9 protein-coding genes and 1 pseudogene are annotated in these 9,660 nt (G+C 73.3%); 6 read left to right on the top strand and 4 right to left on the bottom strand.

Annotated features, from left to right (window positions below; genetic code table 11):
* Positions 1-774 (top strand): annotated as a pseudogene (locus tag AE652_RS23180) (hypothetical protein); the annotation flags it as partial.
* A 36-nt stretch (positions 775-810) separates the two neighbouring features.
* Here the strand turns inward: AE652_RS23180 and AE652_RS23185 are convergent.
* On the bottom strand, positions 811-1,425 hold the full coding sequence (locus tag AE652_RS23185; protein ID WP_082345910.1) for a transcriptional regulator: 615 nt from the start codon (positions 1,423-1,425) through the stop codon (positions 811-813).
* A gap of 90 nt (positions 1,426-1,515) precedes the next feature.
* Here AE652_RS23185 and AE652_RS23190 point away from each other — a divergent pair, with 90 nt between their 5' ends.
* Entirely contained in the window at positions 1,516-2,517 is a 1,002-nt protein-coding gene (locus AE652_RS23190; protein ID WP_063780235.1) for a S41 family peptidase, read from the top strand.
* 51 nt (positions 2,518-2,568) lie between these two features.
* Here AE652_RS23190 and AE652_RS23195 read toward each other — a convergent pair whose 3' ends face one another.
* Entirely contained in the window at positions 2,569-3,807 is a 1,239-nt protein-coding gene (locus AE652_RS23195) for a serine hydrolase (RefSeq protein ID WP_053112210.1), read from the bottom strand.
* Between the two features lie 195 nt (positions 3,808-4,002).
* On the opposite strand from AE652_RS23195, the gene AE652_RS23200 reads away from it, so the two are divergent.
* Positions 4,003-4,539, top strand: a complete 537-nt coding sequence (locus tag AE652_RS23200; protein WP_049654574.1) for a DUF1707 domain-containing protein — start codon at positions 4,003-4,005, stop codon at positions 4,537-4,539.
* On the opposite strand, the gene AE652_RS23205 is transcribed toward AE652_RS23200, so the two are convergent.
* A complete protein-coding gene (locus AE652_RS23205) occupies positions 4,487-6,163 on the bottom strand; it encodes an FAD-dependent monooxygenase (RefSeq protein ID WP_082345911.1) in 1,677 nt (558 codons plus the stop codon). The two genes, AE652_RS23200 and AE652_RS23205, sit on opposite strands and share 53 nt — an antisense overlap.
* Before the next feature lie 88 nt (positions 6,164-6,251).
* Between AE652_RS23205 and AE652_RS23210 the strand changes: the two genes are divergently transcribed.
* The 3 genes from AE652_RS23210 (at position 6,252) to AE652_RS23220 (ending at position 7,868) form a co-directional block, all read left to right on the top strand.
* A complete protein-coding gene (locus tag AE652_RS23210; protein WP_082345912.1) occupies positions 6,252-6,830 on the top strand; it encodes a CGNR zinc finger domain-containing protein in 579 nt (192 codons plus the stop codon).
* Positions 6,831-6,914: 84 nt separating this feature from the next.
* Positions 6,915-7,124 (top strand): hypothetical protein, encoded by a 210-nt coding sequence (locus AE652_RS23215; RefSeq protein WP_049654579.1) that lies wholly within the window; start codon positions 6,915-6,917, stop codon positions 7,122-7,124.
* 378 nt (positions 7,125-7,502) lie between these two features.
* Positions 7,503-7,868: a hypothetical protein gene (locus tag AE652_RS23220; protein WP_049654582.1), complete on the top strand. Its 366-nt coding sequence runs from the start codon at positions 7,503-7,505 to the stop codon at positions 7,866-7,868.
* Between the two features lie 366 nt (positions 7,869-8,234).
* Here the strand turns inward: AE652_RS23220 and AE652_RS23225 are convergent.
* On the bottom strand, positions 8,235-9,660 hold a 1,426-nt coding region (locus tag AE652_RS23225), incomplete at its 5' end, for a polymorphic toxin-type HINT domain-containing protein (protein WP_049654584.1).

The following is a 9,660-nucleotide window of genomic DNA, read 5'->3' on the forward strand; positions in this document are numbered from 1 at the left end:
CTGGCCGCCTGGTCGCCCTGGTACCCCGAAGCGGAGGAGCTGCTGCTGGCGGGCACCGTCGACCTCGCCAACCGCTCCTCCTGGCGGGCCGCGGCAGCCGGCCTGGCCGCGCTCGCCGTCGGCGGCACGGGCCGCCGGCTGACCGAGGCGCTGGCGCAGCTGCTGGCGAGCGAGGCGTCGGCCGCGGGAGCCCCGGAGCGGGAGGACGGGGACGTGGACGGGGATGGGGACGGTGGCGGTGGACTGGACGCGGCCGCCGACCGGGACCGGCCGGCCCGGCAGCGGATCGACCACCTGGTCGCCCGGCTCGCCGCCGGCGTGGCCGACCACCCGTCGGCGGAGGGCCTGAAGGCGGTCGGCGAGGCAGTCGAACTCCTCTCCACCGAACCTGACTTCATACCCAAGGCCGTCCAACTCCTGACCGCCACCCTGGAGTTCGACACCACCCAGGACCATCTCCTCGCCGAGCTGGACCGGTTGGCCGCCCTGCACAGTGACCGCCCGGTGCTGGCCGCCCGCACGGCCGAGGCCCTGCGGAGCCGGCTCAACACCCCGCGCCGCCCGGGCGACCCGGCGGTCCTGCACACCGTGACCGGACGGCTCGCAGTCCACGGCGGCCACACCCAAGGCCTGTTCGCGGTCGGCCTCGCCCACGCCCTGGGCCCGCGCACCGGCTGGCGCCCGCAGTGGCGAGCACTGCTCCGCACCCTGCGCCGCCACCCGCAGCCGGACGTCCGGGAGGCGGCCCTGGCGGTACGGACGGCGACGGAGTAGGAGAGCGGGGGAGCGGGGCCGGTAGGGGCGCGGCGGTCAGTCGTCGCGTCCGGCGGCCTGTTCGTAGAGCGCCACCAGGACGCCGTGCACCGGCTCGCCGGGCGGGGCCTCGGCGGCCTCGGCGACCAGGGCCTGGAGGGTGGCGCCGAGGCGCGCGGCCTGGTCGGCGGTCAGCCGCAGGTGCCGCAGGACCAGCACCGGCTCCTGCGGGGCGTCGGCGCACTCCTCGGCCACCGCCTTGAGCAGGGCGGTGGTCGGCCCGGCGTCGCGTCCGGTGTCGCGTCCGGCACCACGCTCCGTGACGGCGATCCGCCGGGTGGTGCGCTGGTAGAGGTGTTCGCTGCCGCCGCGCACCTTCCGGGTCTCCACGATGCGGACGACGCCGGCCTCCTGCAGCACCTTGAGGTGGTGCGCCACCGTGCCCTTGCGGCTGTCCAGCAGCGCCGCCAGTCGGCCGACCGTGGCGGGCTGCCCGCCGAGTGCCAGCAGCAGCCGTTGGCGCAGCGGGTGGGAGAGCGCCTTGTACTGCTGCGGGCTCTCGATGGTCAGCTCGTGGTCCTCGGGCTGGTGGTCCTCGGGTTGGTGGCCCTCCGGCTGGGGGTCGTGGGGCTCGTGCTCCTGGGGCCGGTCTTCCCGCTGCTGGTCGTCCATGCGTAAAGCGTCCAATTTTCTTGACGCTTTCGCAAGCCGCGTGCTCTACTCGTCGCGACCTGACCGAGCATCACCAGCGGGGGACAGCAGATGGCGCAGCTCCAGTCGGCCGAGATCACCGGGATCGTCACGGAGGTGAGCCGGCTCACGGCCGGGCTCTACGTCTTCCCCGAGATCGGCGAGCGGATCGCCCTGGGCCTCGACGACGCGTTGTCCAAGGGCCGCTACCACCAGTCCGGCGACCCCGAGACGCTCGGCCGGCTGGTCACCGAGGACCTCCAGTCCGTCAACGGCGACGGCCACCTGCGGCTCAAGTTCCACCCGCACGCGATCCCGACGGAACAGGAGGACGGCGCCGTCCTCGCCGAACTGGCGCGGGCCGCCGACCTCTCGCTCGGCGGCGTGCCCCGGATCGAGCGGCTGGAGGGCGGCGTCGCCCTGCTGAAGCTCGCGCCGATCCTCTTCCCGCTCGACATGACCGGCGACTCGCTGAACGCCGCGCTCGGCCTGGTCGCGCGGGCCGAGGCCCTGGTCCTGGACCTGCGCGAGTGCGTCGGCGGCGACCCGTACACGGTCGCCCACATCTGCGGCCACCTCTTCGACGGCCCGACCCACCTCAGCACGATCTACGACCGCGAGGAGGACGCCGAACGGCAGTTCTGGAGCCCCGCGCCGGCACCCGGCCCGCGCTTCGGCGGCAGCAAGCCGCTCTACGCGCTGATCAGCGGGGCCACCTTCTCGGGCGGCGAGGCGCTCGCGTACGACCTCCAGCAGCGCGGCCGCGCCGTGGTGGTCGGCGAGGCCTCCGGCGGCGGCGCCAACCCCCGCCGGGGCTTCACGCTCCACCCCCACCTGGAGGCCACCATCCCGACCGCCCGCTCGATCAACCCGGTGTCCGGCGGCAACTGGGAGGGCACCGGCGTCATCCCGGACACCGCCACCGACCCGGCCCGGGCCCACGAGACGGCCCACCGCGCCGCACTGGCCGACATCGCCCGGCTCGGCGGCGACACCCCGTCGGCCGAGGAGGCCCGACAGGCCCTCCACGGCCGGGCGGACGACCACCCCACGCCGCCGGACGCCCGGCTCTGACCTCCGGCCCTGGCATCGGGCGCTGCGTCGGTCCTGCGTCCCGGGAGTGGTTCAGTGCCCGGAGGTGGCCCCGCACGCGGCCGTGGTGAGGAAGGCCGTCACCGCGGACTTGGCGGCGCGCGGGTCGGAGCGGTCGTACGGGTTGTGGGAGAGCACCAGTTGGCGTCGGCCGTCGGCGGTGCCGGCGACCATCGTCGAGTAGCCGGGGAGGTCTCCGCTGTGACCCCAGAACACGCCGCAGGGAGTGTCGAACCGGGCCAGCCCCAGCCCGTATCCGCGTCCTGGGCCGGCGTCCGTCGTCCTGGTCATCTCGGCGAGTTCGGCGGGCCGCAGCAGCCGGCCGTCCAGCAGGGCGGCGATGAAGCGGTTGAGGTCGGCGGCGCTGGAGATGCCCTGCCCGGCGGCGCCCATGACGGACGGGTTGAGTTCGGTGACGTCCACCGGCCCGGTCGAGAGCTTCACATAGCCGTGCGCGTGGGGGCCGGGCAGCCGGACGGAGCGGCCGGGCATGCCGGTGTCGCGCAGTCCCAACGGCTGGATGATCCTCCGGTCGACCTCCTGTTGCCAGGGGTGGCCGGTGACCTTCTCGACGAGCAGGCCGGCGAGCAGGTAGTTGGTGTTGGAGTAGTGCCAGCCCTCTCCCGGCGGGAAGTACGGAGCGTTGCGGTTGGCCAGTGCGAGCAGGTCGGCCGGCTGGTAGGTCTGCCAGCGCGGTCCCGCCAGCCAGTCGAGGTACTGGGACTCGTCCTGGGGATCCAGGCCGGGCGCATCGGTGTAGTTGTACAACCCGCTGGTGTGGTCGAGGAGTTGGCGGACGGTGATGGCCGAGCCGTTCGGGACCGCGCCGGGCAGGTGACGGTCGATCGGGTCGTCCAGGCCGATGCGCCGCTCGGCGGAGAGCTGGAGCAGGACGGTGGCGACGAAGGTCTTGGTGACGCTGCCGATCCTGAACCGGGCGTGCTCGGGTACCGGCGTGCCGGTGGCCAGGTCGGCCACGCCGGCCCGCCCGCGCCAGATGGTCCGCCCGTCCTGCCGGACCTCGCCGACGGCTGCCGAGGAACCGGTGTCGACGATGCCCTGGAGCGTGGTGCGCAGTGCGGTGGCCTCGGCGCTGCCAGTCGCCAACGTCCCCTGCTCGCCCGCCGGTTGGGCATCGACCGGCAGGCGGCCGGGGGGTGCGGCGAAGCTCGGGGCGGCACCGGCGCCGAGCAGGGTGGCGGCGGCCAGGAGCGCGGCCGCCGAGCGGAGGCCGTGCCTCAGGGCGCGCGGAGGTGTCGTCACGTCGGACATGGGCTGCTTCCCTCCCGGGGCAGGCGCGCATCGCCGCCCCCGTACCGAGCGTGCCGGAGGGGTTCCCGCCCGGGCATCCACCGAAGGTGCCGCGCCGTGTCCTCCCTGGGACTGGTCGGGCCAGTTGGGCGTCGCCCTGCGGGCTGAGCCGGTCCGCACCGCGGCCCGCCCCCGGAACGGGACTAGAGTGGGACGGTGACCGCTCTGCCGGACAACCTGCCGATCAACGACGTTGAACGCGACCATGCCGTGGAGCGCCTGCAAGAGGCGTTCACCGAAGGGCACATCTCGCGCAAGGAGATGGACGACCGTCTCCACCAGGTGCTCACCGCGAAGACGCGTTCCGACCTCGCGCCGCCCCTGGCCTCGCTCCCCGAGCCGGACCAGGGAGCGGTCCCGACCATCGCCGCCGTCAGCGGGCGCCTGGTGCGCCGCGGCCCCTGGCGGGTTCCGCGCAGCTTTCAGGTGGCGTCGGCCTTCGGGCGGGTGCACTTGGACCTGTCGGAGGCGGTCATCGAACATCCGGTGATCGACATCGAGTTGGGGCTCGGTACCGGCAGTGCGAAGATCACCGTGCCGCGCGACGCCGTCGTCGACATCGACGGCCTCCAGGGAGGCTGGAAGGACGTGCGCTACACGCCTCCCCGCCGTTCCTCCGTGGGCAACCCGACGATACGGATCACCGGGACCACCGGCTTCGGCCGTCTGAAGATCCGGCACGCCCGGCGCTGAGCGGCGGCCTCGGCGAGGTCGGTGCCCCCTCTGGCTGGACCGAGGGGCTGGTTGCCTGCGCTGCGGACAGCAAGCGCCGCAGGATGGTGAGCAACTCGCCTTCTCCGGCCGGTGGTTGCTGCGCCCGCCAGGCGATGTGGCCGTCCGGGCGGACGAGGACGGCGCCGCCGGTGGTGGCGGGAAGGCCGGTGGCGCGGGCCCAGTCGGGGGGCGCCAGGGTGTGTACGGTGACCGGCAGTCCCGCCGCTGTCGCGGTGTCCGCCTGGTGCTGCCAGCCGGCGTCCTCCGTGGCCGTGGTGAACAGGGTGAAGCCCGGCCCGACCAGGTCGAGGGTGGATGTGGCTGCGGCCCCGGGCGGGCCGGGGAGGCGGAGGTGGGGGAGGCGGGTGCCGGGCGTGCCGTCGGGGTGTTCGCGGTCCGGATCCAGGGGTGGCCGTTCCGGGGCTGTCGGGTCCGCGAGGACCGCCGTCGAGCGGTAGGCGGCGGTGAGCAGCAGCTCGTCGTCGATCCGGTACCCGGCGCGGGCACGGGAGTTGGCGAGCGAGATGTCGATGACCTGCCGGGCCACCGGGCGGCGCTCGGCCTCGTAGGTGTCCAGCAGGGCCTCGCCGGCCGTCCCGGCGGTGACCGCCGCGAGTTTCCAGGCGAGGTTGTCCGCGTCGCCGATGCCGGTGTTCATGCCGTGCCCGCCGGTCGGCGGCACCACGTGGGCGGCGTCGCCCGCGAGCAGCACCCGGGCGCGGCGGTAGGCCCCGGCGAGGCGGGCGTCCATCCGCCACGTCATCGTGTCCTGGACGGTGACGGCCAGCCCGGGCAGTCCGGCGGCCTCCCGGACCAGCCGGGCGAGTGCCCCGCAGTCGCTCAACAGGGCGTCGATGCCCGGTAGTTCGGGGTCGTACGGGTACTGGTAGATCCACCGGCGGTCGTTGTCGACGGCCAGGAAGCCGCCGCGGCCCGGTTCGGTGAGGAAGTACGAGGTGCTGGCGCGGTCGGCCACCACCTCGCCGAGCGGTGCCTCGAAGCGGATGCTGAGGAAGTGGCCGAGGCCGGTCGGCCCCGCCATCTCGATGCCGGCCGCCGTGCGGACGGTGCTCGACGCGCCGTCGCAGCCGACCAGCCAGTCGGCGCGCACGGTGTGGCGCTCGCCGGTGGTGCGGTCCTCCAGCAGGGCCTGGACGTGTCCGTCCCGCGGGGTGAGGGAGAGCAGACGGGTGGCGAACCGGACACCGTCCGGGGCGAGTTGGCGGGCTCGTCGGAGCAGGACGGCCTCCAGGGCGTCCTGCGAGCAGATCAGCCCGGGGGTAGGGGTGCGCTCGGCGTCCTCCGCCGCGCCGGCCGCCACGCCGGTGCGGACGAAGTCCGGGTCGACCAGGCTGCGGCCCCGGTAGAAGAACACCTGCGAGGCCGGGAGCCCGGCCCGCCGGACCTCCTCCTCCAGTCCGCACCGCCGGAAGACCTCCATCGAACGCGCCGACACCCCACGGGCCTTGGGATGGCGCGAGGTGTCCGGGTGCGCCTCGACCAGCAGGTGCGGTACGCCGTGGCCGGACAGCAGGACGGACAGGGTCAGGCCGACCGGGCCGCCGCCGACGATGAGCACGGGTGTGGCCCCGGGGTATCGCATGCCACCACTCCTCAGTAACGCCTACTGGTTCATTTTGACGTTACCATGGTCCGGACGGCACCCTCCCAGACCCCGCGAGGCGACCCCCATGGCGCAGTCCCAGTCCCAGCCTCAACCCCAACCCCAGCCCCGGCTCCAGGACGGCGACGACGGCAACCCCCGCGGCCTCCACTTCCTCACGGACCTCGCGAACACCGTCCGCGAAGACCCCGACGCGGGCGCCGCCGAACTCCAGGCCCTCCTGGAGCGCCACGGCGGCCCGCCCCTCCGGCTCACCGACGCCGACGCCCACGAACTGCGCCGGGCCACCGCCGAGGTGACCGCCGTCCTCGAAACCGACGACCCGGACCACGCCGCCGACCTGATCAACACCCTGCTCGACCGCCACCCGCCCCGCCCCCGGCTGGTCCGCCTCCCCGGCCGGCCCTGGTCCCTGCACACCCGCGCCCCCGCCGACGCCGGCCTCACCCACTGGCTGCTCTCCACCGCCGCCCTCGCCCTCGGCCTGTGGCTCAGCGAACGCGGGACCTGCGCCTGGGGCCGCTGCGCCGCCCCGGGCTGCGGACGCTTCTTCATCGACACCGGCCGCCGCACCCCACAGCGCTACTGCACCCCCCGCTGCGCCACCCGCGTCCGCGTCGCCGCCCACCGCGCCCAGAAGAGCTAGAGGACTGGTGGTGACCGCCGGGTCTACGCTGCCGCCGGAGGGCCCCTGGAGGGTGGCCCGCACAGAGCGAAAGTGAGGGCCGCCATGGCCGGGCGACACCGCCGTCCCCCGCAGCCGGAGCTGCCGCCGGACTCGGACGGCCGGCTCCGGGCCATCGCCGAGCAGCGGGCGGTCGTCGAGGACGGCATCGCCGTGTCCGACGGCTCGGGCGTCCCGTACCTGTACCGCACCGTGTACGAGCCGGACGGCACCGTGCGGCAGACCCTCGTCAGGATCGATGCCGGGCCCCTGTGACCGGCCCGCCCGGCCGGGAGGCGTCAGCGGAACGGCCCGCCCGGAGACCTGCTCACCGTCGGCCCCGGTGGCTGTCCGGCGCCCGACTGGCGAACCTCGGGTCGAGGTTCGCGCACGTGGACGACCGTCCGACCTCACCCCCATGGTGCGGGACGTACCCCTTGGGGCGCCCTTACCACCCCGGTGCCGCAGGGGTGGACCGCCGCCGATCGTGGCCGGCTCCGTCGTTGACGACGGTCGTTCGAATACGTCACGCTCGGTGGAACGCCGAGGGCGGGTGCCGGTCGTGCCGCGCTCCGTGCGCCGCCGCCGATGTCCTGGTGCCCCGCCACCCCGGCCTCCGGATGCCCACCGTGAACCCCGTGTGGAGGTACCGCCATGTCCAAGCGCCGTCTCGCCGTCCACGGAGCCGCCGTCGCCGCTCTGACCCTCGCCGCCGTGCTGCTCCCGGCCGTCGGCGCCCACGCCGCGCCGCCCGCCGACTCGTGCACCCAGAACTGGAGCATCAGCTCCGGCGAGGGCTACGCCAACGGCAAGTGGTGCAACTACAACACCAAGGTCGTCGGCACGGTGCACGACACCAAGGCGGACGGCCGCTGTCCGTACGTGCGCGGCAGCCTCTCCAACGGCGGCCACGTCGACAGCGACTGGGCCGGCGGCAAGGGCAAGTCCCGCGCCATCACCCTCTACGCGCCCTCGGGCACCCACATCACCGGCCTCAGCATGCGCTACATCGGCTGCTGATCCCGACCGGGAGCGACCCCCCGGCCCCCTCCGATCTCGGAGGGGGCCGACGTGCCACCACCGGCGACGGGTCCAGCGGAGCACCTATACGGAGGCCGACTCCCGGAGGTCCTCAGTCGGGACCCGACCGTCCCGCACGGTGATTGCGCGATCCTCCCGACACGTCCGTCACTTGTGCCACCTGTCAGGACCAGCAGGAGCCCGCCAGAGCGGACTCTGGCGGGCTCCTGGGACCGATCGGAAATCGAGCGTGCGGCGACGGCGGCTTCGAGCACGTTCCCCGAGCCTAGGCGGACAATCCGTCGCGCCCGGAGTTCGGGCGCATGGTCAGCAGCTCAACGGCCGTGCGTTCGAAGGGGGTTCGTCTCAGTCGAAGGGGCTCGTCGTCTCGACCCCGTTCTCGTACCACTTCACGCGGTCCCGCACCTCCTTGGGCGACTCCCTGATCATTTTCAGCTCCCAGGCCGTCCAGTGCTTCGAGGGGTCTGCGAGGTCGCCGAACTTCTCGGCCCACTCCCGGGCGTTCGCCTTCCCGATCTCGTCGAGGTTGAAGAAGATCTCGGTCTTCTTCCCCGGAGTGAGCGCCTCGCGGACGGTCTCCATCCAGTTCGTGCCCCTGGGGAAGTCGTGGTACGACTTCGCCTTGATGGCATCCGACTTGGCGAATGCGTCCAGAATGAGCTTGCCGTCGTCGTCCACGGTGACACCGAGGGCGAGCCGCTTCGGGCAGTAGTTCTTCGCGTTGTGGACCAGGACCGGCAGGTCGCCGGCCTGCACGTAGTACGTGTGGAGGTCGTCGACGGTGAGGTTGTAGGCGGGCTGGAGGGTGTTCCAGTGCCGGACGTCCTCGACGCGCTGGGGCCGGCCGGCCGGGTCGCGCAGTTCGTCGCCGGGCTTGAGGGCGGCGGCGTCGGTCCACTGCTTCCGGTTCTCGGACCAGAAGGGGTGGTGGTCGGTGCTGGTCAGGGACTTCCCGGCACCCAGGGAGATGTCCGTGAAGTCGCGGTCGTCCGGGGTGTAGATGGTGTCCGTGACCCGGCGGGGGCCGGTCAGTCCGGTGGTGGGGTCGGTGGCGAGGACCTCGTCGCCGATCCGGACCGTCTCGATGGCGCGGGTGGAGCCGTCGGCCATCAGGACGCGGGTGCCGGCCGGGAAGCTGTTCAGCAGGCACTCGGTGGGGAGCCTGGTGACGAGCTTCTGGATGAACTCGACGGCCTTCTCGCCCCAGGATCCGAACTTCTTGGCCCACTGGGCGAGTTTGGCGACGGCGGCACCGTCGCCGATGAAGGGGATCGCGCCGATGCAGGAGGTGAGAGCCTCCGTGGTGCGGCCCTCGACGGCGTAGTAGGCGCAGTTGACGAGGTCGGCGATGTCGGCGAGGCCGGGGGCGATGACGCCGCCCGCGCCGCCGATGACGTCCAGGGTGAGGTGGACGCTCTCGGAGAAGAGGTGGTAGAGGTAGCTGACGTTGTCGCTGTCCTCCTTCGCCTTCTTGATCTCCTCCTCGATCCCGGCGATCGCGTCCTGCTTCTCCTTCTCGGCCTGGGCCTGCTTCTCGGCCTCCTTGCGCTCCGCCTCCAGCTTGGCGAGCCGGGCCTTCTCCTCAGCGTCGTACTTGACCTGGTAGTTGGCATGGGCGTCGTCGGCGGCGGTCTGGGCGGCCTGGGCGTCCTTGCCCGCAGCCTCGGCGGAAGCACGGGCAGCACTCGCGGACTCGTTGGCGTCCGCCGCCGACCATCGGGCCTGCCGGGCCGAATTCTCGGCCTGGTTGGCGGAGTAGACGGCCTTGGCG

This window comes from Kitasatospora sp. MY 5-36 (genome assembly GCF_001182915.1).
Lineage (GTDB): Bacteria > Actinomycetota > Actinomycetes > Streptomycetales > Streptomycetaceae > Kitasatospora.

Excerpts from the sequence above, each read along its gene's own strand:
- AE652_RS23190 (WP_063780235.1), top strand. The coding sequence starts at position 1,516 with ATGGCGCAGCTCCAGTCGGCCGAGATCACCGGGATCGTCACGGAGGTG.
- AE652_RS23215 (WP_049654579.1), top strand. The coding sequence starts at position 6,915 with ATGGCCGGGCGACACCGCCGTCCCCCGCAGCCGGAGCTGCCGCCGGAC.
- AE652_RS23220 (WP_049654582.1), top strand. The coding sequence starts at position 7,503 with ATGTCCAAGCGCCGTCTCGCCGTCCACGGAGCCGCCGTCGCCGCTCTG.
- AE652_RS23195 (WP_053112210.1), bottom strand. The coding sequence starts at position 3,807 with ATGTCCGACGTGACGACACCTCCGCGCGCCCTGAGGCACGGCCTCCGC.
- AE652_RS23205 (WP_082345911.1), bottom strand. The coding sequence starts at position 6,163 with ATGCGATACCCCGGGGCCACACCCGTGCTCATCGTCGGCGGCGGCCCG.
- AE652_RS23210 (WP_082345912.1), top strand. The coding sequence starts at position 6,252 with ATGGCGCAGTCCCAGTCCCAGCCTCAACCCCAACCCCAGCCCCGGCTC.
- AE652_RS23185 (WP_082345910.1), bottom strand. The coding sequence starts at position 1,425 with ATGGACGACCAGCAGCGGGAAGACCGGCCCCAGGAGCACGAGCCCCAC.